Source organism: Rhizobium sp. WYCCWR 11146 (assembly GCF_013591995.1).
GTDB lineage: Bacteria > Pseudomonadota > Alphaproteobacteria > Rhizobiales > Rhizobiaceae > Rhizobium > Rhizobium indicum.
Map to the genome: position 1 here is coordinate 26,602 of NZ_JACCEY010000005.1, position 26,217 is coordinate 52,818.

At 56.2% G+C, this 26,217-nt stretch carries 21 protein-coding genes and 2 pseudogenes; 10 read left to right on the plus strand and 13 right to left on the minus strand.

Annotation, left to right across the window (positions count from 1 at the left end; all coding sequences use genetic code 11):
- Nucleotides 1-97: 97 nt before the first annotated feature.
- From HX899_RS02345 to tnpC, 6 genes and pseudogenes are all read left to right on the plus strand, one after another.
- Nucleotides 98-544 (plus strand): annotated as a pseudogene (locus HX899_RS02345) (IS6 family transposase); the annotation flags it as partial.
- 93 nt (nucleotides 545-637) lie between these two features.
- Nucleotides 638-853: a hypothetical protein gene (locus tag HX899_RS02350; RefSeq protein WP_127431497.1), complete on the plus strand. Its 216-nt coding sequence runs from the start codon at nucleotides 638-640 to the stop codon at nucleotides 851-853.
- A gap of 72 nt (nucleotides 854-925) precedes the next feature.
- Nucleotides 926-1,368 (plus strand): annotated as a pseudogene (locus HX899_RS02355) (transposase); the annotation flags it as partial.
- Nucleotides 1,369-1,449: 81 nt separating this feature from the next.
- Nucleotides 1,450-1,860 carry an IS66-like element accessory protein TnpA gene (tnpA, locus tag HX899_RS02360; RefSeq protein WP_181291598.1) on the plus strand — a complete coding sequence of 137 codons (411 nt, stop codon included), beginning with the start codon at nucleotides 1,450-1,452 and terminating at the stop codon, nucleotides 1,858-1,860.
- Nucleotides 1,857-2,204 (plus strand): IS66 family insertion sequence element accessory protein TnpB, encoded by a 348-nt coding sequence (gene tnpB, locus HX899_RS02365; RefSeq protein ID WP_181291599.1) that lies wholly within the window; start codon nucleotides 1,857-1,859, stop codon nucleotides 2,202-2,204. The genes tnpA and tnpB overlap by 4 nt, the downstream gene beginning before the upstream one ends.
- 45 nt (nucleotides 2,205-2,249) lie before the next feature.
- Nucleotides 2,250-3,905 (plus strand): IS66 family transposase, encoded by a 1,656-nt coding sequence (gene tnpC / locus HX899_RS02370; protein ID WP_181291600.1) that lies wholly within the window; start codon nucleotides 2,250-2,252, stop codon nucleotides 3,903-3,905.
- 696 nt (nucleotides 3,906-4,601) lie between these two features.
- On the opposite strand, the gene HX899_RS02375 is transcribed toward tnpC, so the two are convergent.
- The 6 genes from HX899_RS02375 to HX899_RS02400 form a co-directional block, all read right to left on the minus strand.
- A complete protein-coding gene (locus HX899_RS02375; RefSeq protein ID WP_127431496.1) occupies nucleotides 4,602-5,876 on the minus strand; it encodes a hypothetical protein in 1,275 nt (424 codons plus the stop codon).
- Nucleotides 5,877-5,973: 97 nt separating this feature from the next.
- Complete coding sequence (locus HX899_RS02380; protein WP_127431495.1) at nucleotides 5,974-7,122, minus strand: ATP-binding domain-containing protein; 1,149 nt, start codon at nucleotides 7,120-7,122, stop codon at nucleotides 5,974-5,976.
- Nucleotides 7,119-8,534: a protein kinase domain-containing protein gene (locus tag HX899_RS02385; protein WP_127431494.1), complete on the minus strand. Its 1,416-nt coding sequence runs from the start codon at nucleotides 8,532-8,534 to the stop codon at nucleotides 7,119-7,121. The genes HX899_RS02380 and HX899_RS02385 overlap by 4 nt, the downstream gene beginning before the upstream one ends.
- 400 nt (nucleotides 8,535-8,934) lie before the next feature.
- A complete protein-coding gene (locus HX899_RS02390; protein WP_244604863.1) occupies nucleotides 8,935-10,710 on the minus strand; it encodes a UvrD-helicase domain-containing protein in 1,776 nt (591 codons plus the stop codon).
- Entirely contained in the window at nucleotides 10,695-12,500 is a 1,806-nt protein-coding gene (locus HX899_RS02395) for an ATP-dependent endonuclease (protein ID WP_127431493.1), read from the minus strand. Before HX899_RS02395 ends, HX899_RS02390 begins: the two co-directional genes overlap by 16 nt.
- A 318-nt stretch (nucleotides 12,501-12,818) precedes the next feature.
- On the minus strand, nucleotides 12,819-14,177 hold the full coding sequence (locus HX899_RS02400) for an anti-phage deoxyguanosine triphosphatase (protein ID WP_127431492.1): 1,359 nt from the start codon (nucleotides 14,175-14,177) through the stop codon (nucleotides 12,819-12,821).
- A 227-nt stretch (nucleotides 14,178-14,404) separates the two neighbouring features.
- Between HX899_RS02400 and HX899_RS02405 the strand changes: the two genes are divergently transcribed.
- A complete protein-coding gene (locus HX899_RS02405) occupies nucleotides 14,405-15,013 on the plus strand; it encodes a hypothetical protein (protein ID WP_112849394.1) in 609 nt (202 codons plus the stop codon).
- Nucleotides 15,014-15,039: 26 nt separating this feature from the next.
- The gene (locus tag HX899_RS02410; RefSeq protein WP_244604861.1) at nucleotides 15,040-16,143 is read left to right on the plus strand and encodes an XRE family transcriptional regulator; all 1,104 of its coding nucleotides are present in this window, start codon (nucleotides 15,040-15,042) and stop codon (nucleotides 16,141-16,143) included.
- Between the two features lie 43 nt (nucleotides 16,144-16,186).
- Here the strand turns inward: HX899_RS02410 and HX899_RS02415 are convergent, their stop codons facing one another.
- Nucleotides 16,187-17,317, minus strand: coding sequence for an RHE_PE00001 family protein (locus HX899_RS02415; protein ID WP_164735979.1), 1,131 nt, complete (start codon nucleotides 17,315-17,317; stop codon nucleotides 16,187-16,189).
- Nucleotides 17,318-17,505: 188 nt separating this feature from the next.
- On the opposite strand from HX899_RS02415, the gene HX899_RS02420 reads away from it, so the two are divergent.
- Both HX899_RS02420 and HX899_RS34925 read left to right on the plus strand, forming a co-directional pair.
- On the plus strand, nucleotides 17,506-18,657 hold the full coding sequence (locus tag HX899_RS02420; protein WP_127431490.1) for a site-specific integrase: 1,152 nt from the start codon (nucleotides 17,506-17,508) through the stop codon (nucleotides 18,655-18,657).
- 44 nt (nucleotides 18,658-18,701) lie between these two features.
- On the plus strand, nucleotides 18,702-19,664 hold the full coding sequence (locus tag HX899_RS34925) for a DUF6602 domain-containing protein (RefSeq protein WP_244604860.1): 963 nt from the start codon (nucleotides 18,702-18,704) through the stop codon (nucleotides 19,662-19,664).
- A gap of 180 nt (nucleotides 19,665-19,844) precedes the next feature.
- On the opposite strand, the gene HX899_RS02430 is transcribed toward HX899_RS34925, so the two are convergent.
- The 6 genes from HX899_RS02430 to repA form a co-directional block, all read right to left on the minus strand.
- Nucleotides 19,845-20,060 (minus strand): hypothetical protein, encoded by a 216-nt coding sequence (locus HX899_RS02430; RefSeq protein WP_127431489.1) that lies wholly within the window; start codon nucleotides 20,058-20,060, stop codon nucleotides 19,845-19,847.
- Nucleotides 20,057-20,665 carry a hypothetical protein gene (locus HX899_RS02435; RefSeq protein ID WP_127431488.1) on the minus strand — a complete coding sequence of 203 codons (609 nt, stop codon included), beginning with the start codon at nucleotides 20,663-20,665 and terminating at the stop codon, nucleotides 20,057-20,059. Before HX899_RS02435 ends, HX899_RS02430 begins: the two co-directional genes overlap by 4 nt.
- Before the next feature lie 178 nt (nucleotides 20,666-20,843).
- The gene (locus HX899_RS02440) at nucleotides 20,844-22,139 is read right to left on the minus strand and encodes a hypothetical protein (protein WP_127431522.1); all 1,296 of its coding nucleotides are present in this window, start codon (nucleotides 22,137-22,139) and stop codon (nucleotides 20,844-20,846) included.
- A 146-nt stretch (nucleotides 22,140-22,285) separates the two neighbouring features.
- On the minus strand, nucleotides 22,286-23,530 hold the full coding sequence (gene repC / locus HX899_RS02445) for a plasmid replication protein RepC (RefSeq protein WP_127431487.1): 1,245 nt from the start codon (nucleotides 23,528-23,530) through the stop codon (nucleotides 22,286-22,288).
- A gap of 156 nt (nucleotides 23,531-23,686) precedes the next feature.
- Nucleotides 23,687-24,682, minus strand: coding sequence for a plasmid partitioning protein RepB (repB, locus tag HX899_RS02450; RefSeq protein ID WP_127431486.1), 996 nt, complete (start codon nucleotides 24,680-24,682; stop codon nucleotides 23,687-23,689).
- A gap of 84 nt (nucleotides 24,683-24,766) precedes the next feature.
- Nucleotides 24,767-25,957 (minus strand): plasmid partitioning protein RepA, encoded by a 1,191-nt coding sequence (gene repA / locus HX899_RS02455; protein ID WP_087002812.1) that lies wholly within the window; start codon nucleotides 25,955-25,957, stop codon nucleotides 24,767-24,769.
- Nucleotides 25,958-26,217: the final 260 nt, after the last annotated feature.

Below are 26,217 nucleotides of genomic sequence, written 5' to 3' on the forward strand. Positions count from 1 at the left end.
CTCGCGCCGTCCGGCCTTGCAGTCGACGAAGTGATGGTCGTCGCAGAGGGCATCGTCAACTTAACGGAGTGTGGACATCGGTGTGCGATGCCGGGTCATGACAAACCGTGATCCTCTCTATCGCCGACATCGCTTTCCCGCTGAAGTCATTGCTCAGGCCGTATGGCTCTATTTCCGCTTTCCTCTTAACCTGAGAATGGTCGAGGACATGTTGGCGGCTCGTGGCATCATTGTATCTCATCAAACGATCCGTCAGTGGGCAGAGAAATTCGGGCTGGCTTTTGCAAACGACATCCGCCGGCGCTCAGTTGGCCGGCTCGGTGACAAGTGGCATCTCGATGAGGCCGTCGTTTCAATGCGTGGCAAGAAGCACTGGCTGTGGCGCGCTGTGGATCAGGACGGTTTCGTCCTGGAGGTTCTTGTCCAAAGCCGCCGCAATGCCAAGGCAGCCAAGCGGCTGATGCGTAAGCTCTTGAGGGGCCAAGGACGATCGCCGCGTGTGATGATCACCGACAAGCTTCGTTCCTACGACGCCGCAAAGCGTAACCGATGTTCTGCTCCCACGTTGCTCTGGTAGCCCTGATCTGTGATCGCCTATCCCCCGATGCCGTCTCTGCCAAGTCTGGAAAGCAACAATTTGGACCTCGTGAAGGTCCACACCTGGCAGCTCATGTGTCGACGGCGTCACCGCCCCGTATTCCACCAGGAAACCAATGAACCGGCGCGCGCGATTTACATATTTGGCCGACAGACGATCGGCTTGCCGGCTGCCAGGGCAACGGCATCGGTGCTGCGCAAAGCGGCGAACGACATCGTCGTCAATCTCTGTGATGGCAATCTTCGTGCTCTGTAGCGGTAATCCCCCCGGTAATTAACGGGCTTCAAAAGTAGAATTTTCTCGGGCTTTATGATCGAGTAGATTTTGATGAAGACGAGCAGATTCAGCGAACCCCAAATCCTTGCCATCCTGCGCCAGGCAGAAGGCGGCGTTCCTGTGCCGGAGTTATGCCGGGAACACGGGATGAGCAATGCTAGCTTTTACAAGTGGCGTTCGAAGTATGGCGGCATGGACGCCTCGATGATCAGCCAGATGAAGGCTCTGGAGGATGAGAACCGGCGGCTGAAGAAGATGTATGCCGAGATGAGCATGCAGGCAGAACTGCTGAAGGAAGCCTTGGGAAAAAAATAACACGGCCGTCTCAACGCCGAGAGATGGCCGGGAAAGCAGTGGCGTTGCACGGGGTGAGCATTGCGCTTGCCTGCCGCACCTTCGAGGTCAGCGAGACCTGCTATCGTTACAGCGCCAAGCTGAACGACGAGAACGAGCAGATCGCCGATCTCCTGATCGGACTGGCGCGGGCAAAGAAGACCGTAAGCCCCCGGTGAAGGCCGTCTTGCGAGGTTGAGGCGAACATCGGAAGTCCTAGTGCTAGCACTAGGAGTAGTCATATGACGAAGCATCCGATTGAAGTGATAACGTCTGTCGAGCGCCGGCGGCGGTGGTCTCGGGAGGACAAAGAGCGGCTGGTTGCCGCGTGCCTCGAGCCGGGCGTGGTGCTCTCCGAGATTGCCCGCGCGGCCGGCATCCATGTCAGCCAGCTCTTCCGTTGGCGCAAGGAGCTTTGCCGAGTTGATGAGTCGTCGACACCGACGGCGGGCACATTGGTGCCTGTGATTGTGTCCGAGACCGCACCGACAGCTCAGCCGATGCCCTCGGAGCCACCCGCCCCATCACCTTCTCGCCGGAAGCGCAGCGATGTAACGATTGAGCTGGGTCGGGGCCGTCGTGTCCGGGTGGACAGTGACATCGACACGGACGCATTGGGCCGCATTCTCGATGTTGTACTGGGACGGCGATGATCCCGGTCCCGAGTGGTGTGAAGGTCTGGCTGGCGACCGGTCACACGGACATGCGCAAAGGCTTCCCCGGTCTGTCGCTGATGGTGCAGGAGACGCTGAAGCGCGATCCGATGTGCGGACATCTGTTCGTGTTCCGGGGTCGCGGTGGAGGCCTGATCAAGGTGATCTGGCATGATGGACAAGGAGCCTGTCTGTTCACGAAGAAGCTGGAGCGCGGCCGCTTCATCTGGCCGTTGGCGGCCGACGGCACGGTGGTGATCACACCGGCGCAGCTCGGTTATCTGCTCGAAGGAATAGACTGGCGGATGCCGCAAAAGACCTGGCGGCCAACATCGGCAGGATGAGCAAAAGCACTGGAATAGCGGACTCGAATATGATTCCATCCTGCCATGAGCGACGCGACTGATGAGCTTCCGGACGACCTTGCCAGTGCGCTTGCACTGCTGGCCGAGGAGCGTGCGCGGCGTATCACTGCCGAGGCAGAAGCAGCGACCGCCAAGGCGCAAGCCGCCAGCGCAAAGGCGCTCGTGTCGCATTCCGAAGCGCTGATCGCGCGGTTGAAGCTGGAGATCGAGAAGGTTCGCCGCGAGCTTTACGGCAGCCGGTCAGAACGCAAGGCGCGACTCCTCGAACAGATGGAACTGCAGCTCGAGGAGCTGGAGGCTGACGCTGGCGAAGACGAACTGGCGGCAGAGGCTGCGGCCAAAGCCTCGACCGTGAGGGCTTTCGAGCGCAAGCGCCCATCACGCAAGCCGTTTCCCGAACATCTGCCGCGTGAGCGGGTCGTCCTCGCTGCACCGACGAACTGCCCCTGCTGCGGTTCAGCCAAGCTCTCGAAGCTTGGCGAAGACATCAGCGAGACCCTCGAGGTCATCCCGCGTCAGTGGAAGGTGATCCAAACGGTACGGGAGAAGTTCACCTGTCGCGCATGCGAGAAGATCACCCAGCCACCAGCTCCTTTCCATGTGACGCCGCGGGGCTTTGCCGGGCCGAACCTGTTGGCGATGATCCTGTTTGAGAAGTTCGCCCAGCATCAACCGCTGAACCGACAGAGCGAGCGCTATGCCCGAGAGGGTATCGACCTCAGCCTGTCGACGCTGGCAGATCAGGTCGGCGCTTGCGCCGCCGCGCTGAAGCCACTCCATTCGTTGATCGAAGCACATGTCCTGGCTGCCGAGCGGTTGCATGGTGACGACACCACAGTGCCGATCCTGGCGAAGGGAAAGACCGATACGGGTCGCATCTGGACCTATGTCCGGGATGACCGGCCGTTCGGCGGGCAATCGCCGCCGGCGGCACTCTACTATGCCTCGCGAGACCGGCGGCAGGAGCATCCCGAGCGCCACTTGAAGAACTTCACTGGCATTCTGCAGGCAGATGCCTACGGCGGCTACAATCCGCTGTTCAAGGTAGACCGCGATCCGGGGCCGCTGACGCAGGCGCTCTGCTGGTCGCACGCGAGGCGCAAGTTCTTCGTGCTGGCCGACATCGCCACGAATGCCAAACGCGGCAGCCGCGCCGCACCGATCTCGCCTATGGCGTTGGAAGCCGTCAAACGGATCGATGCCCTGTTCGACATCGAGCGGCAGATCAACGGGCTTGCCGCAGCGGAACGCCTGGAGCGCCGTCGCAAGGACAGCCTGCCGCTTGTCGGCGAACTGCGCTGCTGGCTTCAAACCGAACGGGCAAAACTGTCGCGCAGTTCTCCGGTCGCCGAGCCGATCGACTACATGCTGAAGCGCTGGAACGGCTTCACGTCTTTCCTCGACGACGGCCGGATTTGTCTCACGAACAACGCGGCCGAACGAGCGCTGAGAGGCTTTGCTCTCGGGAGGAAGTCATGGCTCTTCGCCGGATCGGATCGCGGCGCTGATCGTGCTGCCTTCATGGCGACGCTGATCATGAGTGCCAAGCTCAACGACATCGATCCGCAGGCTTGGCTTGCTGACCTCCTGGCCCGCATCGCCGACACGCCAATCAGTAAGCTGGAGCAATTGCTTCCGTGGAATTGGCAGCCGCACGGATTGAAAGCTAAAGCAGCCTAACCTGCGGCCTTCACCGGATGCTTACAGAAGACCTGGGGCTTTGGCCTGTGCTTCCTTTACCTGCGGAATGTCCGAGGACATCGCTGGAACCACATCCGCATCAATCCAAGGCTAGCCGCAGGTCTAGACATAGATCCTCACATTCAGAAAAGTCGTATGTCCGAAATATCCCGCTCAGCATCAGCAGCGCCAGATGGGGTCTCCTTGCCGCTTACATTTGTCTGGTGAGAGCCGCAAGCGAGGAAGTCCGCCGGCATTCGACGGCCGCCGCTGGTTAACGAGTTTTATGGTATCCCGAGGCGAGGAAGCTTCAAAATGTCCGCCTCTGGGACACATCGACCTGACGGCCGTCGCTCTCGCGGTCGATCATGAGCTTACTTGTACGGCTGCCGCGGCCTCGCAGGATATCCCTCAACATATTCCTCAAGCAGCCCAAAATGATCAAGGATCCTGAAAGGATTGTTTGCGGCGGCTCGCTAATCGTTGGGGTCATCGATAGAACACCACGGACACAGATCTCGTTTGTCTCTCAGCGGCTCCGAGCATTCAGCACATTCCGCAATCGGAGGGGCTATCTCCCCGTCCGCAAACACTCTGCTGCGGCCTGCGCCTGTGATCATATAAGGTGTCGGATGCCCCAGAGCGCACGCTATAGGGGTTTAATATATAGAAATAAACTCTAGTGGTTCGACATCCTCAGTAATAAGGTTTGCGGTTTCGCCTCGGCTTAGAAGTTTTTTCTAGATTCGGTTTCGACTTAAGGCTGGCCATCGTCTCATTGACGATCGAGGAAATCAGCTGCAGATTTGAGATCACTTCTTCCGGTACCGGGTTATCGAATAGCTCGCTCGACGATGCTGGCTTTGCAGATTGCGTGCGACCAAATCGAAATGCTGCCGTGACCAACGGTAGCAACTCGACTTCGATCTGGTTAGAGTGACCGATCTTGCGGCCAAGGTCGTCCATTCCAAATCGGGAAAGAACCTTAAACTCTTCAAACCCGATATCTGCCTTGGGAGGCATGTCGAAGCTTTCGACATCGTGTATGTCGCGGCTAAGTCGACGCCCGATTCCGCCAAACGCACTCAGCAATGCGAGAGGGCTCTGCAAAGTCGCGAAAAATACGTACCAGAATGCGGCTCCGGGACCGCTTCTTGTCATGAGGATATCGATATGATCAAGGGAGTTCGGTGCCACTTGAGTTGCCAGAAAACCCCGCGCTGCGTCGCGGTCTTCTGTGCTCGCACTTAAACCCTGATCCTGCAAAGACTTCTGCAGCAAGGAGCCTCGCTCCTCCCGTGGAGCTTTTGAAATTCCTTCCAACGAAACATCAATACCGACCTTGGCGGAAATGTCTCTCCAGGCCTGATCGAGTTCGACACGATCCGAACGGACAAGAGCCTCGGTGAGCTTCTGCACCACCGAAGTCGATTGCTTTTCGTGAAAGACGCTTGCCGCCACCCGAAGCACTGCGAGTGCATGCTTCGATACGGAGGGCACCAAATCACCCAGGACGCCACCGTTCAAAACTTCATATATGTCGAGCCATTTGTCTGGAAGCGATGGCAGCTGGCTTTCCGGGGTTCCCGCACTCAGCGCCCGCGCCCAAACATAGCTGAGCGTGCGGCGGCAGGCGGCGGGGCTTGCCTGTCGCAATTTCATTATTCCTTCTGAGTGGAGTTGGACTTCGACGAGTGAAAGCATCGCGACCGCGTCGATGACGACGGACGTCACTAAATGAGAATCGCCGCGTGGTGCATCGAGAAATGCTCTTGCGGCCTCGAACGGGACAAGCCGACAAAAAGCGGAGAAAGGGGAAACGGCGTTTGGATTGGCATTAAGAGCAGCCAGCAAGTCGCTAATCTCGCCTTCGCGTGCAATTGCCAAATTTGGAAACGACATCTGATTCAAGGGCTGTTGCCCCCAGACGACCGTCACACCGCCGGTTTCCTCTTTCAAAACCGCTTTCAAGTCTAAGCGTCTCGATCTCTCAATGACAGCGTCGGAGGTTCCAGAGGCAAAAACCTCCAGAAACTCTCGTCTAGATAAGGACGCTGTCCACATTGTCTCATTCCTTGCCAAAAATACGAGCCTTTGTAACGATCTTACTACGAGGAATTACAACACTGATAGCGCCGTCGAGATAAGCCGGTATTTTTTTATCGTAGTAAAAGCTCAGCGCCGTTTTGGCACGCGTCACGGCTGTATAAGCAAGTCGCTTCTGAACCCCACCCATACGTGAGAGGTTATCGAGCCCGGCAATGTGCACGCATCGAAACTCAAGACCTTTTGCCGCCGACATTGAAGACAGCCAGATCGGAGCTTGCGGATCAAACTCATCACTTTTGCAGATAGTCAGTTGGGACGCAAAACCCAAGCCTGCGAGATGATCCGCGATGAGCAGAACGTCTTCATTCTTAGGGCAAAGAACACCGATCTTCTCCCCCGGATACGCCACCAGCTGATCGGCGATCTGGTCTGCGATGGCTTGTGCCTGTTCCGCAATCGAAAGATCTGACTTGGTGGTGACCTTCACAGGATATGCCAGCTCATCGTACTGCGCATTGGGCCTTAACGGAACGTGTGACGGATAGCCTGCGAGTATGGCGTCTGCGATACTGCAGATATCGCGACCGTTCCGAAAATGATAGTTAAGACCATGCTTTATGGTGGTTGCTGCCTCAAGCTCAGCAAAGCAGCTGTCAACCTCGAACACCTGTTGATGCTCATCAGCTGCCGCAACCAGGACTTTCGTCAACGCAGCGAATATCTTGATCTCTTGAGGCGTATAGTCCTGTGCCTCGTCCAGCAAAAGCGCATCAAATAGCTTCGTGACCTTACCGCTGTTGATCAATGCCTGGACGCCATCAGCTCTCAGCTGACGGGCTTGCTCCAAGTCCATGCCACTTGCATCGAAACCCTTACCGTTCTCGCGCAGGATATCGTTGAACAGCCTCGCATGAGTGGTGATCCTTTCGACAGGAAATTTATATTGTGCGCCGCCGATTTGAATGAAGCTTTTCAATAACGAGCCGAAGACAACGACCTGCAAATTCGGGGATGCACCTAACGCCAGATAATTCGCGCGGAGCAGCAGGAGATTGGTTTTGCCGCTACCTGGTGGGCCCTGAATCAAAATGCTTTCATCGGCGGCGATGTCGAGAATTGCCATTTGCTCGTCGATAAGATCAGTGTCGTCTTTCCACCAAGTGCTCATATGCCGTTCTCTTCCGCTGATAGAAAGTGGATCGCATCGCCAGCAACCGACCCTGTCTCAATTTTGGTGTAATAGCTTTCTAATGTCTCAAGAAGCACAGCCTGAAGCAGTGAGCTGCTGTACAAATCCTCTTCAGAACCTTTAAAAATCGTGCGCTGGTGGTTCAATTCGGATGCTTCGATGGCCCTAGAAGAAAGCGCGTCGCTGTAACGAATGACATACTGCGGAGTGCCTTCATTGTCGTCCAGGTTCGAGATCACAAATTTTAGGGCGAGCGGAAACTCCATACCCTTAGCTTCATCCGCACTGAACGAAAGCATAATTTCACGACTGTCGTTCTCAGCCTCAAAGATATCGGATCTCCGAAGAGGGAAGTATGCAGCTTCCGCAAGGATAGAAGCCAAGCGTGTGTCGAGCTGCTGAGCGAACTGGTCCATCCTCTGCAAGAACAAACGTCGTCTCTCCGCGTCTGCCAAGCTGGCCGTCGACATGTTAGCCCTTGCGAGCTTCTGCCGTTCCAGAATAGACAGTTTGCGTGCCTCGGCGTCGACATTCTCCGGCTTGGCGGCGTCCTCGAAGTCACTCCAACTTAGCATCTCCAGACGAACTTCGGGGTTCTTGACCAAGGCACGGCGAGCTAAGAACATTAGGCGGGGCTCGCCGCCGCTAATGTTAGGCGTCGTTCCGCGGACCGCATCAACCAGCAAAGTAAAGGGTTCGCTCACGTCCGCGAAAATCGGCTTCTTCATCAGCAGATCGTGCAGCACCGCGCCCATCTGATAAAAGGTGACGGCCCGCCAACCCTCTATCGTATCTTTCTCCTTGCGATCCAAGAATTCCGGGGAGCTGTAGCGCAGAGTACCAATGAATGGCCGTTGATCTGCATCAGTCAGGTTGGAGACCCCTATCGGAAGTAGTACACCTAGATCGAGGAGAATGGCGCGACTGAAGTCATCACTGATCGCGATGTTCTCTGGTTTGACATCCCGGTGAGCCAAGCCAAGGTCTTCGAGAAACCGAGCTGCGGAAGCTATCTGTGAGACAAGGGTTCCGTAATTCTCAGGCGGAATTGATGACCCAACCTGATGAAAGTTTTTGAAAGGCAGGCGTTCCATAACGACGAATAGGTGGCCGGTGGCAGCGCACTCCCCACCTTCCAATATCCTGACCAGATGAGGATGCCTTTTGCCAATTAGCTGTCGTTCGCGGTTGATACGCTCCAGCTGAACAGCCCTCCCGTAGCGTTCGATTAGCTCGGGATGAAATATTTTTACGGCGCCTTCGACACCGTCTCTAACACCTGAAAGCACAACGGCAGACTTGCCGTTTCCTAGAATGCCATCGATAGCCCAACCGCCAACGCTGTTCCCAATAAATCCTTCGGCGAAGATTTTCGCCTGTGCACTGTCCATCGGATTACTTCCCCACCCACCGACGCACTAATCAGTGCCTCACGAATCTCAATTTAACGCTCTGCTTGTATCGAACAAATACAGGGTCTCGGCAAGATTATCGCACGCCGAGACTGTAATAAATTTAGTATCCGTCGCTAATCCCTCCTGGACGATCGTTGTCATGAAGGGAGAATCATACCAGCTGTCTCCTGCGGCTGACGAAATCACTCGGATTGAACGATATGGACGAACTTAATATGAACGTCCAGATTACCCGACTGCGACTGCAAAACGAGGGCCGTCAGTTCGTCTTACGCCGACGGGTGGTATAGCGCCTGTTGGAGATAGTCCGTGTGGCTACCTACTTCTAAGAAGCGGCCGACCGCAACCGACAATCAAACCCGTAAGAAGCATAGTCTCATCCAAGGCCAGCCTCCGCGATGAAGGTGGTCGGCTTGTTTCTCCAGTGGGACTGATCGGACGCGACGAGTAGGATGCGCTTAGCACGGGTCAGGCCGACGTAGAACAACCGCCGAGATTCGTCATACGCCTCCTGCGTCGATGTCGAGAAATGCGGGATACTACCATTGTTCATGCAGATCAGGGCAACGCCGTCGAATTCGCGTCCCTTAGAATTGTGCAGCGTCATTAGCTTGAGCGCCTGCTCGGGATTGGCGAACAGGCCCATATCAGAGATTAGCAGATTCGCGAGATCAACCTTGCTGGCCTTCATGTCGGATAGCATTTCCTCGGCGGAATCGATCAGCGGCTGTTTGGCGCTGCCCGGCAACCATTCCTCGTGTTCGAGATAGTCACCAGCCTCACGGGCGATGGCGCGCAGCCAAACGCCGCCGCCGGGATGCTTTTCAGCAAGTGCGCGAGCGAGATAGATCAAGCCAAGCGCCACACGGCGCCCCTGATAGCTGAACATGTCATAGCGCGAGTTACCGGTGAGGTCGCCGATGAGCCGAAACAGCGCCCGCTCGACACCCGGGACTCCGAGATAATTGCCGGCCTCTGCGCAGGCTCCGAGTTGCTCGGCAAGCCCGGCAAGCAGTCGCCGACGTTTATAGGGCCGTGCACCCGGACCGAAGACAGGCACGTCTAATTCTCGGAGGGCGCGGGCAACGGGGATGAGATGCGTCCACCATGGCGCAAGAATTGCGGCCTTGCCGAGCGGGATGCCTGCATCCTGCAGTGCGGGCAGAAAATAGTCGGTGATGGCGTCAATCGGCTGGCCGACATGAACGTAGTTCACTTGCGCCGCTACTTGGGCAGCATCGCCCGCCGAGTGCATCCCCGGGACGGTCGGGATCAGTGTTGATGCCGTGCCGACAATCGCCGGCCCGCATCGGAAGTTACCGGTCAAGGATGTGTCGCGGTGCGCGTCGATCTGATCTCCAAACTGATCGGCGAGTTCCGGACGAGCACCTGCGAAGCGCATGATTGACTGATTCTGGTCACCGACAAGAAAGAAGCGCGTGTGAAGGAAATCCTGGATTGCTCCGAAGATGGCGATCTGGATGTCCGTGGTGTCCTGAAATTCGTCGATAAGCAGCCAAGCAAAGCGGCTCGCGATGCCGCGCCCGACGAACGGATGTTGTTCGAGAATCTTCCATGAATAATAGAGGATCATCGCGAAATCGAGGTATCCGTGGGCGCGGACCCGCTCCCAATAGAGCGCGGCAGATTCGTCAGTGACAATCCCTGTCTCGATCCCTTGGCCGCAGGGGCCGCCGTTCACGTCGATGCGAAGAGATTCATAATCCTCGAACACCTGCCCGACGGGCATGCGACCGAAAGCGTCCTCGACCGACGTTACGATCTGCTCAAACTGACTGTTCTCCCGGGAAAGCACCTGAAACGACGCCGGAACCTCGGGTAACAGCCAGCTATAGGGACGAAGAATGAATTGCAGACAGTAAGCGTGGATCGTGGAGATTTCACAGCGGTCTGCGATCGCGTTATTGCCGTAGGTGCGCAATCTGGTCTCGATCTCGTCGACTGCAGCATTGGTGTAGGTAATACAGCCGATGAACTGTGGCGTACCGATAACCTGATCGGCCAGCGTCAGCAGCTTGGCGAGAATGACCCGCGTCTTGCCGCTTCCCGGGCACGCAGTGAGAAGCAGATTGCCGTCGTATTCGACGGCCTCGCGCTGTTCCGGTGTCAGCCGGATCATTCGGTAAGCCACTCATATGCCTCCTCGATATAGGTCGGCAGATCGGTCGCGAGGTGGGCGTAGCGCGCAGCTATCTGCGCGAAACGCGCCTTACCAAAACGTTTGGCGGTATTGAGCGTGATACGGCCAAGCTCAATGCGTAGCGCTGTCTCGTCGGCGGGGCTCAGTCCCCCGAGCGCAAGCGTTGCGAACCCTTGCTCCATCTGTGCAAGGATCTGCGGCGCGCCGAGAGCGCGGACGGTCTCGATCAGCATTGGCAGGCGCCCGAGCGATACCAACTCGCGTTCGAAGGTGGTGGCGCCCTCAAAAGTGGACACAAAGTCGTTCTCCAGTGCCACCAAATCGGGCGCGTGGGTTTCCGGATCGAAGTCCTCGGCGTCGGACGGCTTCATGTCAGCATCGGCGACGATGGCGCATTTCTTCTCGAGCGATCCCGCGCGGAACAGTTTGGCATAGACGTCGAAGTGGACGCCATGAATCGCAATTACTGAGATGCCGACCCGCTCAAGCTTCACGCCGTACACTTGCTCGATCATCGCCGGGATCAGGAACATCTCGGCTGGACCTTCGACTAGCATGACCTTGCGCGCGTAGAGCAAGGCGCTCTTGGTTGCGTCGAGGTAGCGTTCGAGATCGGCAATTTCTGGCGCGGTCAGCGCGGCATTGAGCGCGAGATTGCCGGCAGCGATAGTCGCGTCCTCGCGCTTGGTGAGAGATACAATGCTGCTCAATGGAACCTGAGAGGTCACCTGGGTGCTGTGACTGGTCAAGATGGTCTGCACGTTGATCGCGCGCAGTGCCGCGATCAACGAGAACTGCAATTGAGGATGAAGATGCGCTTCTGGCTCCTCGATCAGTATCAATTGGCCGGCCGAGCGGTTGAGCGCGATCCGCCGCTGCAGGTATTCCATCAGGATCGCGATATAGAGAATGTTGTTCATCCCAAGACCGTTGCGGCCAGGTTCGAACGAGGTGAGTGAAAGGTCTGATAGAATGATTTTCAGGTTGCGTATGATCGCGCGGAAGGTCGCAGCGGAGAGGCCGAGAGTGGCGTCCATCTCAAACGCGGGGCCAGAGACATCCTTGAACCGTGCGTCAATTGCTCCTGCTATTTCGGCAATAGTCGCCGAGTTCGCGATCGCCTGGTTGGCCTCGTCGAGGATGGCAATTAGGGCATCCTGCTCGGCCGCATCGATCTCGAACGCCTCGATCAGACGGATGAGTGGCGACTGGCGCGGATTACGCAGGTCGCTCTCGACATCGCGGAGCGCAGGCAGATGAACAAGGAGGTAAGATTGCAGATCTGCAAAGCGCACCGACTCGCCGATCCCGTCGTCATCCCAGGCAATCTCCGTTAGGTCGATGGCAGGGTCACCGCCACCGCGGATTTCCCACTGATAATCTTCAAGGGTCAGCGCCCCGGGCAAGATGTCGCCACTTACAAGCTGCTCCCGGACAGCTGGCCGCGGACGGAAGCGGTAGAATATACGCGCGCGGTCCGCAGCCGTCTTCCAGGTACTAACTAGCGCCTCTTCATTCACCCGTCCCTCGAACCCAGCCAGTTCGATTCCTATCAAAACCTGGCTGGGCTGGGCGATATCGATCGCGAAGTGGATGTCCTCTCGCATCAGCGCCCGGAAACTCGACGGCAGCATGTTGTCTAGACAAATTTGGATTGCGCGGAGGATCGCGGTCTTGCCAGTATTGTTTTCTCCGATGATACAGCACAGATCATCCGCGACATTCACGTCGAGTGACGCGAACGTGCGAAAATTCTGGATCACTATTCGAGATACTCGCATGATCCCCCGTCTGAATCTCGGCTGAACTCAACGATTTAAGGTTGCATTAGGGGCACGACGAAGACAAGTGTGTTTATCATGCTCGCACCGGCTCAGAGTTCTGCAGGCGATCCAATTTGCAACACTAAGTTTGATACCGATCGGCGCCGAATATCGCTTTCGATTGGTAGAACGCTTGGCGACTTAACCGGCACCGCTTATCCAAGCACGAATGGGGTAGCGAAGTGGGCTCGGAAACCTCTGTTTTACGTCCTCTCTTAAGCGATGGATAGCTTCGAGGCGAACGCGGCGGGAACGCCGCGTTCGCAAGATTTCGGATTATAGTTTGTCGAAGACGGACCCCATACGTGGGCTGAATAGACGGTCGTAGGTCTTCAGTAGGAAGCTGTCAGTCATACCCGCAACATGATCGCAAATTACCCGGGCACCGTCTTCTGCCCTAACAAAATCGCTATATGCATCAACTGGCAAAAAAGCCCTCGGGTCAGATGCGAACGCTTCGAAAACAGATACGACCATTTTCTGCCCCTTGAACTCTAGATGTTGAACCTCGGCACTCCTGATCACTTTGGTAACGATAAGCGCCTGGAGCGCATCCAGGAAAATGCGTTGCGGAGCGTGCAGTTTTGCGCGGTACCTGATCAACGGCTCTTCGAAATCTTCAAGCTCAGTAATTTCGATATGCGTGACGAAATGATGAACGAGCCGGCCGATGCAGTGCTTCCGCTCTTTCCCGAGACCGAACAGAGCTCTCATGACGGACTCGTAGACGTCATTCGAGTTAGCGAGCGAGTACTTCTCATTCAACGAGTTCAAGAACGGCGCGCACGCGCTTTCGTTAACAGCTTCCCGAAAATCGCGTTCAGACACCAAACCCATTGCTATCGCGTCTTCCAAATCGTGCACGCCATAGGCAATGTCGTCGGCCACATCCATAATGCTGCAATCCAATGACTTATGAAGTGGTTTCCGATGCTTGGCCTTTCCTTTTGCATCAACAAGCTCGGGATCAACACTGATGAATAGATCCCGGTCCTCGTCGCTAAGCGGTTCTAGGATCCAATCTACGACCTCGCGCTCGCTATCAAGATAACATTTCGGTGGTTTCGAGCTTTCTCTGTTGATCACCCTGATCGACTGGGGCGCAGCGTCAATTTTAGGCTTAATTTCTGGATTTGCAGCCTCTTTGAAGCTGACTGGATATTTCAGAATTCCCAGGAGGGCCCGCCTCGTCAGATCCGCGCCATGCTTTTCCGAAAAGTTCTCCAGTCTCGAGAGTATGCGTAGCGTATGGCCATTGCCTTCGAAGCCGCCGTTGTTACGCATGCAAAAATTTAGCGAGACCTCACCCCCGTGACCAAATGGTGGATGACCTAAGTCGTGAGCGAAACCGATAGCTTGGATTAGACTTGTAGGTGGCAGGAAGTCGTGCGCGTTGTGCGTCTTCGCCGCCGCCAATTGCCGTACGATACTGGCGCCGATCTGAGCTACCTCCAAGGAGTGCGTCAGGCGCGTGCGATAAAAATCACTATCGCCGAGATTTAGTGTCTGGGTCTTCCCTTGAAGCCTTCGAAACGAGCCTGAATGCACAATCCTCGCGTAGTCGACATCGAACGGTCCGCGTGCGTCTTCTGGCTGCGGTGTCCATTCGCTTTTTCTGATCTGCCAATGATCCATATACTCCCACCCACCCAAGCTTTTGATACAGCGACCACAATCGGAAGCATATACTTCCAACGACAGCTCGCTCAGCCAGAGACTGCGCTTTTCAATTTGCGTCAAGCCCAACAAGCTTGAAAACGCTGTAGCTGGGGGAGAAAATATGTCCCGGTTTACAAATCCAAGGCTAGTTGACAGAATCACGGAAATGCCCATTATAGGGAACACAGAGAGAGGAGACGGCTTTGACGGAACTCACCCCTTGGGACTATCATCCAGATCTCACTGAGGAGAGGCTCTGCGCCGTCGCGTCCATGATTGTTGATGGGCGACATTCGGCGCTGGAGCGTTATGACGAAGCTGCCGGTGATAATAGCTGGACCCACGGCTGCCGCGCGTTCCAATTTGGCCGTTTCCGCATTCTCAATGCTGCAGATGGTGGAAGTTATCCTTGGCTGTCCGTAATTGACCGGACTCTTCAGTTGGTTTTCAAAATTGGGGAAGTCCCAGTCCGGATTTATAAAGGGATGCCGGATGAACCGACATCTCGAACACTTCGACAGAGTTTTGGCGAACTCAATCAGCTGGGCCTTCTATTCCTTCGGGACGAAAAAGCACAGGATTTGGCCTATCGGTTCGCAGTCGAAACGGACGTTGACGGCGCGGTTCTTGCTGTCAGCTTTGTCGGGTTTCACGGAGAGACTGCCGTACTGAATTGGAATGTCCCGTTTGATAGCACCCTTGGCTTTACGGGCACAGTGGGTAGAGAAGCCTCGGAGATCGTCAAACTGGATCCGCCGTCCGTTGGTGTCCGTTCTGACCGTAAGCGCGATGACGGTGCCACCGGCTCCTGAGCCTGGTAGTCTGACGGAAGACCAAAATGCCTGACCACCTGACTTTCGAAGGGGAGCGCTTGCGCCTAGCACGCGTTGCCCAAGGTTTAACGCTTGATGATCTGGGCGCGCGAGTTGGCGCGACACGTCAGTATTTGAACCAGTTAGAGCAAGGCACAAAACTGCCTACTGGACAGATGACTGACGCGCTGGCCGCCGCGATCGGCGTAACCACGCAGTTTTTTTACATGGCGTTGAAGGGGAGCGTGCGTCCAGAGCAGTGTCATTTCCGCAAACAGCGCACCACGCCAATGTCCGTTGTCAGCCAAGTCATAGCGCGTGGCACCTTGCTCGACAAGTTTGTAGCCTCGTTGGATCGGGAACTCGACCTGCCGCAAGTTTCCTTTCCTGACGTCCAAGCCCATACTGCTTCTGAGATAGAGGAAGCAGCAGACGCTGCTAGAGGCGTATGGAAACTTGGTTCGGGTCCGATCTCTAGCATGATGCGCGTTGTGGAGAATGCTGGGGCCGTGGTCGGCTTCTTCAACGGCGTTTCGGAGAGGGTTGATGCACTTTCAATAGATCGTCCTCGCCCACTTATCATACGAAGTGAGGCCAAACCCGCCGCTGTTAGACTACGTTTTGACTTAGCACATGAGTGCGGACATTTGGTCATGCACCGGGGCATCGAAACGGGCGACAAGGTAACTGAAGGGCAAGCTAATCGCTTCGCGAGTGCTTTTCTGCTGCCTCGGTCATCGTTTATCCATGAGTTCAGTCGAGCGCGAAATCTAAACTGGCAGGCAATATATGATATGAAGTTGCGGTGGAAAGTGTCTGCCGCTGCAATCATACGTCGAGCGTATGATCTCAATATTATTTCTGCGGACCAGTATCGCACGGGCTATATCCACCTCAGTAAAACGGGCCAGAAAAAGTCTGAGCGCTACGACGATAAAATTCCTGCCGAAGAACCCGAATTGCTCCAAACCGCCATGATGGAACTTGAGAAAGCTTTTCCAGGTGCAGTGAGGCGGCTGGCTTACGAGGCGGGTTTAAATGATATGATGTTTGCCAGTGTATCGGGACTACAGTTACCGCCGGTCGCGCATGATGAAAGTGACAATGTGATCCCCTTTGCCATGAGGTAGCTTGGGTCTCATCAAAGACGACAAACAGCAGACAAAAGACTCGTCAGAGAATCCCCCACGCCCGAAACCTCCCCCTCCCCGTCATCTCCCTGAGGCCCAGCTCCAAAACGATCCGCCGCGCCGCCTGCGGCGTGACGTCGAGCGTCTTCGCCACCATGCCGGCCGACACCAATGGTTTCGCCATCACCAGTTCCACCAGCTCCGGCAGTTTCGAAGACGTTCGCCGCCTGTCCAGCTTCCGATCCATCATCGTCTTCGCCAGCGTCAACCGGTCATGTTCTTTCATGCCGATCTCGGCGGCCGCCAGAAATCCGTGGGCGATGGCGAGCAGCCGGGTTTCTCGGTCGCGATGCCGGCGCCGATCGACCGGAATGGTTTTGAGGCCGAGATTGACGGCGGCAAGATGGGCGCCGGTAATGATGCCGGCCTGGCGCAAAATGGATGCGGAAAGCAGCCGGCCGAGCCATGGCGCGTGCTGAAGCACCGAAAGTTCGTTCCAGCCATCCAGGGCAACGATCGCCTGCAGCACGGCCGGCAGATGTTCTAGTTGCCGCAACACTTCACGCCACTCCTCCAGCCGCTCGTCCTCGTCCCAATCGAGATCATAGACCAGCGGATCGGCCGGAGCCCGGCCGGGCTTTTTGGCTCGTTCGATCGCGGCGTCAGAGCGCGCGAGCAGCGCATCGATCGCGGCATAATCGACGCCGGGCAGATCTTTGACGTCGTCACCATCATCCCCCTCCCCTTCCGCGTCGATCGCGACCGCCGCCCGAATAACTCCGGCCGTCGTCGCCTCGTCCCCGCCGCCCGACCCAATCTCCGAGGTCTGTCGGAGCGAGCGGAGGCCGTCCGGCGATAACGCCCAGCCCGGTGGCTGGCCGGCAATGCGCCAGCGGGTGCGCAACACGTCGCGGGCGATGGTGAGCTCATGGGTGGGTGTGCGAATATCGCGGGTGTGGTCGTGGAGGACGAGGTCTTCGAGATGAACGAGTTCGCCGTCGATCCACAGCGAGGCGCAGGCATCGGCGAAATTTTGGCGTTCGATCCACCCCTGGCCGACCGGCGAGCGGGCGATGCGCTCGTCCAGACGCGCCAATTCGATACCGGCGCGAAAAGCCGGTTCCATCAAGGCAGTCATGCTGATTTTCGTAAGATCGTAAGCCATTGAAATCATAGTAAATGATTTCTTATACGAACTCTATATCAATATTGTAGTTCCTCACATGGTATGATGGTAGGTTGGCCTTCTAACCATCGATAAGTACTGGTTATCGATGGTAGATTGATTTCACGGCGCAAATCAGCAAGGATCCCAGCAAAGCAGGCTGTCATGGCCGCCAGAAACGTCCTTTCGGAGCGCCTGTGGCCAAAGCCAAAAAATCACTGACCGCCGTCGAGCGCCGCGCCGAAGAGCTCGACACCATTGCCGCCGTGCTGCCGATCGAGCGCCGCGACGAACTTGCCGAGCTGCTCACCGATCAGGATGTCGAGACGCTGCGCCATCTGGTCAACCAGGGCATGGGCGACAACACGCTGCGGGCGCTGACCTCGGATCTGACCTATCTGGAAGCCTGGGGGATGGCAGCGACCGGATTGTCGCTGCCTTGGCCAGCACCCGAGGCGCTGCTTTTGAAATTCGTCGCGCATCACCTCTGGGATCCGGAAAAGCGTGCTTCCGCACCCGATCACGGTATGCCGGCCGACGTCGACGAAAGCCTCAGGCGCCAAGGGTTTCTCAAATCCGTCGGTCCACATGCGCCGGCCACCGTGCGACGGCGGCTGGCGAACTGGTCGACGCTGACCAAATGGCGCGGTTTTGACGGCGCCTTCGCCTCCCCTGCCCTCAAATCAGCCATTCGGCTGGCGATCCGAGCCGCGCCAAGACAACGTCTTCGCAAGAGCGCCAAGGCGGTCACCGGCGACGTCCTGGCAAGACTGCTGTCGACCTGCGCCACCGACAGTCTGCGCGATCTGCGCGACCGGGCGATCCTGATGGTTGCCTTCGCCTCCGGCGGTCGCCGGCGCAGCGAGATCGCCGGGCTGCGCCGCGAACAGTTGACCGTCGAGCCGCCGATTCCGGTCGAGAATGGCGCCCTCCTCCCCTCTCTCGCCATCCATCTCGGCCGCACCAAGACGACCTCCGGCGAGCAGGACGATATCGTCTATCTGACCGGCCGGCCGGTCGAGGCGCTGAATGCATGGATGGTGGCCGCGAAGATCGACAGCGGCAGCGTGTTTCGGGCGATTGGGCGATGGGGAAATGTGTCGCGGCGGGCGATCGATCCGCAGTCGGTCAATGCGATCATCAAGCAGCGGGCGGCAATGGCGGGATTGGATCCCATAGAACTTTCTGCGCATGGCATGCGATCCGGCTATCTAACCGAAGCCGCTAATCGAGGTATCCCGTTGCAAGAAGCCATGGAACAGTCGCGCCACCGCTCTGTGCAGCAAGCATCCAGCTACTACAACAGCGCAGAAAGGCGGAGCGGGAAGGCTGCTCGGCTTTTGGCATGATTTAAAACGTAAGCTAATAGTTAGCCATCAATCAGGAAGAACTTATGAAAGCCGTACTCAATGCCGTGTTGGATGGAAAGATCAAATCCTTCCGGAATGAATTCCTTGACCACGCACGTGATGTTTTTTTTGAAGATGGCAAGACGTTTCACAGTGGAGAATTTGGTCTACATCGGGAAAAGCTTGTCCGGCGATTCCTGAGATCGTTTGTGCCGCATCGGCTGGCAATCTCGACGGGTTTCGTTGTCAACAGCGAGAATAGCATTGCGACCCAAGCCGACGTGGTTATTTTCGATTCGGCGCAATCCCCATTGATTGAAAGCGATAATGATCAACTCTTCTTTGCTGCCGAAGCCGTCTGTGCGATCGGTGAAGTAAAGTCGTGCCAGACAAAGTCCGAGTTGCCCGAGACCCTTAGGAAATTGGCCGCTCAAAAGCAGATCAAACATCTCGCATGGACTGGGCCAGCGTCGCGCGTCGGCTCTATAGGTAATGAAAAGCAGCTGATTACATTCCTGATCTGCGAAGAGATCCGAAATTCTGACCGCGAAGCCACCGCGCCAGACGAAATCAACAAAGCGATCTTGAAAGCGTACGAGGAGGCAACTCCCCCTGTCCCGGCGGAGCTCAGGCACAATCTGGTTCTTTCGCTCAAGCAGGGGCTAGGCGTCTATTCCCAAGAAGGTTTTTCACCAACGCTGCGAGCAGTTCCTTACTTTGGAGCACCAAACCAGTTCATGTGGGTGGCACCGTCGGAACCCAATGGGACTGATCACATCGCGTTATTCTGCGCTTTGCTATTCGATCTGACCCACAAAGCTGAGACTTTTACGGCCCCCATGCTGAAATACATGGCCACGCCACGCGTCTCTTATTCACACGGCGTGCAGCTTAATGTTTCAGACCCGAGCGAAGAAAGGCCAGCCGAGGTGATCAAACGTCAGTTCGAGTTCAAGGACGGTAATGACGTGGCGATCCTGGGCGCCAAGTCTGACGCGCCTTCATGATCGAGGCTTAGGAGACGAGGGTTGAAGTCAGGTCTGAGGGTTCCAGCGCTTCCGCTCTTCAGGACTTCAGTAGCACCGATCCATACCGTGCTCCTGAATTCACTGCCGCTTGAAGGAGGCGTCAGGAACAACAAAATAACAAAGGTGCGCCAGAAAGCTTTCACCGGTCGGCTCCAGGTCTCACGAGGGAGCCCTCAGTCTGAAATACTGCTGCGCCATCTGCTCCCATTGCGTCAGCTTTTCGGCGGGAAGTCCATGCAGAAGCAGGGTCGAGCGAAGCCAAGCGAAATGCTTGATGAGGTCACCGCACAGAACCTCCTTGAGGACCGTGAGCGGCGGGGCACCGTCCGGATGTTCGAGATCCGGATGCGTCAGCCACCACAACCAGTGGGTCATAAGGAAAGGCGTCGTGCTGGCGGCGCGAAAGAGCGGGCAGATTCATGAACTGCGATACCATAAGGTGGCGCGGCGCCCTCCTCTCTATACGCCTGAATGATTGCCGGCCCGAAAGCGACACGGCTGAGTGCCTCCTTGTGCTTTTCGCGTTTGCCGGCAGCGAGACCCGCAGCGATCGCTTCGCCGCGGTAGACCGGACCGAAGGCGATACCGCCACGAAGAAGGACCTTGTTCTGAGGGTCAGGAGTAGAAATGAATATCGATGAGAGATCGATCATCACCGACCTCACGACCTGTTCAATGTCAGATTTGTGCTGGGAGAGAATGAAAACCCCGTCGTTGATTGGTAGCGTCTCGATGGATGTCTTCTTTGCTATTGCATGCTCCACCGCCATGTGGAGTCTAACCAGCGCGTTGGCGGGCTTTTCCAGAGAAACAGACATAAGGTGTCCCGCTCCCATGAGGTCGATCCAGGCCACGTAGACATTTTCCGCGCGGGCGATCTTGCTGGAGTCGAAACGGTACCGTTCACGCTGACGTCGAGCGTAAATGCGCGCTTGCTCTTCGGGGCTGGGTCCGCTCCTCGGCGGCTTTTCAACAGTCATGGGTGCCTTCGATCCTCCGTGCGGTTCCAATTGACGTCGATTTATACACGCTGCCCGAAAATCCGCCCCTGGGCATGATCACAACAACTGGCATAGGCGGTCAGGTTTAGGCTCTTCGCAGGCGGGATCCGGCTTCGTGACATTCGGGCAGAAGCAGCGATCGGACAAACACCATCGGCTATTCATGAGTGAGGAATAGCCGCGCCTGGTTCTCCTCAACAACATCCGCGTTGGAGCTTGAAGGCAATCGAGCCTCCATCAGCCGAATTCCCTCAGCGACCAAGGCGTCTGCCGGGAGTTCGATTTCAACCAACGCAGGCGCGGCCTGCGCCGGCGGCTTCACCGATATCCGCGAAAAGTGGCTCAAGTCTTCCTCCCGACCGAGAACGGCAAAGCCGTCCGGAAAGATTGCGCCTCCGGAACGCTTCGCTGCCTCGATGAGATCCGCAGGGAACTCCGGAAGCTCTCCCATGAGATCCAAATCCCCTTCGCTCGACTCGATCAAAGCAAAGACACGCCGAGCAACTTCCATGTCCAGCGCCATACCATTCACAAATCGCAGCGCCCCCGATTTGAAAATCAGGTGCTCTTCCCCAGTGACGACCAACGTCTCCCACTCGGCGTCTTCTCCGACGATCCACGTCCGGTCAAGCCAGTCAACGGTGGTGAAGGTCTGCTCGGAAGGTCTCCAGCGGCGATCGCGCGCTGCCTCTCCGATGTCAGGCCCAAACAGGAGAGTCAGGACGCCGCAATAGCTGCCGAACCGCACGCTCCGCGGATCAGAATTTTCGGAAGGGTCCTCCCCGTTACCGGATGACGAACCTGAACTCACCGTGTGGTCGATGAATATCTCGGCCTTCTTCACCGACTTCATCCAGCTGCCGACGGCATAGCCATGCGACGCGATCCAGGTGCCGATCTTGCGGCCCAGATAGGGCTCGACTTGTCCGTGATATCCGTCCCTAACAGTTTTTGTGAAAGCGGCCCTGGAAGCTCCCTTGGTCGCTTTGGACTCTGCAAGGGCGACGAATAGATCTCCTGTGCGACTGAAGACATAGTCCGGCGACCGGGTGGTTGGCGGCTTGCCATGGACGGCGTGGTTTTCGAAATGATCTACCCAACGGTATCCATCTCGAACCATCTGAAGATAGGCGATGCCGTCACCAACGAGGCCGGTCATGGCTTTTCCGACATAGTCCTTCAGGGTCCGAGCAGTATCCAACAAAGCGAATCGATCATTCTTGTCATCGACGTGCCTAGCGATGAGATGGCGGCACATCTGAACCTGAGCTCTCGCCGCATGCTGATCCATCTTCGCTCTGCTGGAGCACTGCGCCATAGCACCGTAAAGTTCGGCTGCCGTGAACAGCATTTCGGTGTTCTCGGGTGCTCGACCGACGATCAAGCGGTTCCTCTTCGCAACATGACCATTGATCTGCTCAACACTCAGTTGCTTTTCCTTCGCCTTCCACATCACCCCGGTCCCCGCTGGAAATTTGTTCTTCAACGCGAATAACTCACTGTATCAGAAGAGGAAATCATGAAAAAAAACGGCTGACAAGTTATGCCTGTTCCGATGAAACAAACAGAATCGGTTTCTACGAAGCTTCTAACGTCCGACTAAGCGGTTCTTCGCTTTCCTTCGTCATTGACCTTCATAAGAGCCATCAGCATCGGCCCGAGGGAAAACTCCCCGCGCTGAGAGCGCTTGGTGAGATCCCGAAGATAACCACCAGCAGAAGTTATCAAAGTCGATCGTTCGAGAATGCACGCCATTGCCACCGCAGCATTTTCCGGCCCCATCGCGTTGCAGGCCTCCTCGTAAGCTGACGGACTCACACCCAGCATGGAACGCACCACGACGGCCGCCTTCATGAGCTCACGCCATTGTTCTATGCGCCCGCCGGGACCATAATCGGCAATCTGCGGGCAGGCACGAAGAACCATACCGAGCGGAAAGGCCTTGATCGGCTCAGGCCTCGCCTTCGGACGTCCTTCCGTCTCACTCTCGGTCTGAGCTCTTTCCGCCGGGCTTTCAGCCAGCTTTTTTCGAGAGCTAGGTTCAAGTTCATAGATGGATTCGGGTTTTGAATTCTGTATGTGGCGGTCATTTTGAATGGCATTGCCCAGCAAATCTTCAGTATTTAGCTGAGTTGCCAGAATGTTGAGCGCCTCTTCGCGCAGAAGCTCCATTTCATCGAGAGCCAATTCGACCTGTACTCTGTTTGGATAGCGAGGAAGTCGCGCGAGGATATCGATATACGCCGTTTCCACCTTACCCCAGTTACCCGACGCACCCTCCTCGACCGCAGCCGAGATTAGCTTGCGGACATCGCGTCGGCATATCGTGAGAGTTTCTTTTGCTCTCCGAAAGCGCATGCGTTCTGCGGCGACGTCCTGTGCCAAGATTGCTAGCTCGCTGGCGCGAACCAAGAGCGGGGTTAGATCAAAACCGTATGCCTGCTCGATTTCCCCCTCTCGATTGCGATGTGCGTAACGTTTGCCGTTCGGACTATCTCGGCGATGGATAAGCCCGGCATCGACAAGCGCCCCGAGCTGCCGGCGGAGTGTCGATTCCGTAATCCCGTGAGCTCGTACGGATAGCTGCGCATTGGACGGAAACACGACGAGTCCATGTTCAGCGTCGAGCTCTCCATTGGGATAAAACGTCAAAAGCGCATCGAGAACGGCAAGCGCTCTGTCTTGCAGGCCAAAGCGTTCCCTCGCTTCGCACACATCGCGAAATACTTTCCACTTTTCGACACGCGTGCCTGGTGTTGAAGCCGCGATCGCCAATTGCCCTTTCACCAAGGCAAGCGTCGCCGGCCGCCGCCCAAAGGGCGTCGTTACATGTCTCGTTTGCATTTTTCTTTCACCTTTCTTCAGGCAAAGGAAATCCGCTCACCAAATCGGTGCCAAAACTCTTGACTGTGATTCCGGGAAATGCGATTCTCGATCTTGCTAAGGATAACGAGAGAGGCTTCCGCGGTTTACCGTTTGGGGGCCTTTTTCTTTTGCGGTCTAATCTCCGTTGCATTCAGGTTTGGACTGCCTGTATTCGTCGTACAGATGATCCATGCGGCTAGAAAGCCAATCGCTGAAGGGTTTGGCTTCCGCATTCGAAAGCTCGATCGCGACCTTCTTTGACCTGGCATTCATTGTGAGACTCAGCGAACTATCGCTCGACGTCCATTCTTTCGACGATCTCGGGCTTTTCGGATTCTTGGCCGCTGACTTGTTCTTGTACCGGGTGAGATACCCGTGCAGGTTATCGAACCTCGCCTCTTCCTCGAGCTTCAGAAACTCAGCCGTTTCCACATAGCCCGTGGCGATCTTCAGAAGGGCAGGGGTCAGCAGCAGCTGGCGCAAGCTCAACCACTTGTCGCGGCCGATTTTCTTGGCCGCGCCGAGAGCCTTGATGACCGGGGCAGGGACCACATCGACCACGCCTAGCATTTTGGAGAGCATTGCCTCATCAACCGCCAGCGAAGATCTGACCACGTCCTTCGTCATTCCGGACGCGAGCAGGTTCTGTGCAAAATACGCACGCTCGATGAACGACAGGTTTGATCGAGCGGAATTTTCCTGCCCCTGTGCGATAGCGGACGTGATGTCGTCCAGTTTTTTGACAACTGCCTTGACCGGAACTCCGAGCTCTTTCGCGACCCTTAAACGCCGATGACCGAAGACAACCATAAAGCGTTGACTATCTGACGAACTGGGTCGAACCAGAATAGGCGTCGTCTGGCCGGACTCGCTAATCGCCTGCTTAAGCTCCTGGTACTCCTCGCCATCGTCGGAAAGACGATCGGCGACAAAGGAAACGTCAATCACCCGTGGATCCAGGTCCACGATCACCTCGCCTTCCATAAGCTTCTTGGTATTCTCGGCCAAGTCCTCGATCGACCGAACGACAGTCTTAGCTGCACCCGTCATACCGTAGCCAGGCTTCGTCGGTGTCTGGTTAGACGCGATTGAAGCCATGTCCAGTTTTGCAAATGGATTTTCACGTGCCATAGCCAGCCTCCAAACTCGCTTTCAACGTCGACAAAGGTTTGAAATGTCTTACAAAACTCTGCAAAAAAACGGCTGACAAGTGCGTCATTTCCGCCCCCATGCGCCGTGGATTAGTTCCATGATTTCGCCGTTGGCTGCGTTCAGGCTTTCCATGGCCCGGTCGTAGGTGGAACGAACGAAATCGCCCCGCTCGACCTCATACAAGGTCTGCTTCTTTATCGAAGCATCGGAGATTGCAGTCGACTTCAGGACGTGATTTCGCAGCATTTGTTGGGCAAACATGGATTGCATGAACCCGACCATCTGCGCTTGCGGGATGTCGGTCGGCTCGAAGCGCGTAACAAGATAGCGGAACCATTCGACACGCATCTCGGCGCCAGCCTCTGCGACCGGCCCCATTATGCCGCCCAACATCATCAGGAACTGGCTCATCGACATGATGTCCAGCATCTGGGGATGGATAGTGATCAGGATGCCTGTGGAGGCCATAAGCGCCGTGATCGTCAGGTATCCCAGTTGTGGTGGGCAATCGATGACCACGACATCGTACCTGTCGTCCACCTGCTTCAGGGCGTTGAAAATGCGCATATAGAACAGTCGGCCGTCCTCACCCTTCTTGGAGGAGATTGCCAGGGGAACATCATACTCATACTCCTGCAGGACCAGATTTGCAGGAACCACGTCCAGGCCAGGAATGTTCGTTGGCTGGATGACTTCCGCGATCGACCTCCGTTCATCATCGAAACGAAGCGCCTCGTAAAGGGAGGCCGTATCATCGAGTTCAGGTTGGATTCCAAACAGGGAAGTCAGCGATGCCTGCGGATCCAGGTCGACCGCCAGTACGCGATGGCCGGTGAGAGCGAGATATTGAGCAAGGTGCGCGGCGGTCGTCGTCTTCCCGCTCCCGCCCTTGAAATTCACGACCGATACGACCTGCATCGGCTCGCCTTCACGACGACGGGGAACGTAGTATCTCTTATCAGATTTTTTATTGGCCTCCAGATAATCACGAAGCTCGAGCATCTGGTCAGCCGTGTAGTAGCGCCGCCCACTGACCGATTCTATCTCGGGACCCTTACCTTCCGAATGAATCTGTCGAAGATGGCTTTGGGTGACCCCGATGAAGTCAGCGACCTCTCCCAATTGGAACTTGCGCAGTCCCTTGCGAGCATCTGGCGGATACTGTTGGCTGCGCAGCATATGCAACGCGTTTGAGATCTTTGCCCCTTGCTGGGCAATCTCGATATCAAAACGATTAGGCTGCTGATGGCTCATTTTGCAAACTATTTCCCGGGAGGCTGAACTTTCGAAAAAATGGCCCCATAGCCATAATTTTCGCAACTATCTCCCGATTCTCAGATAGCCGCAAGAGAATTAAGGTTAACAAAGGGTTAAGGCAAAATCGACGGGTTGCACACCCATAGCTTCTTTTCCTTGCGTTTTCACGGATTTAGCTAGGGGGGTGGCCCGCCGCGTTCATGGTCCGTTTTACTGTGAATCCTACAATGCGCCCCGCGTTTATGTGGCTGCGCAAG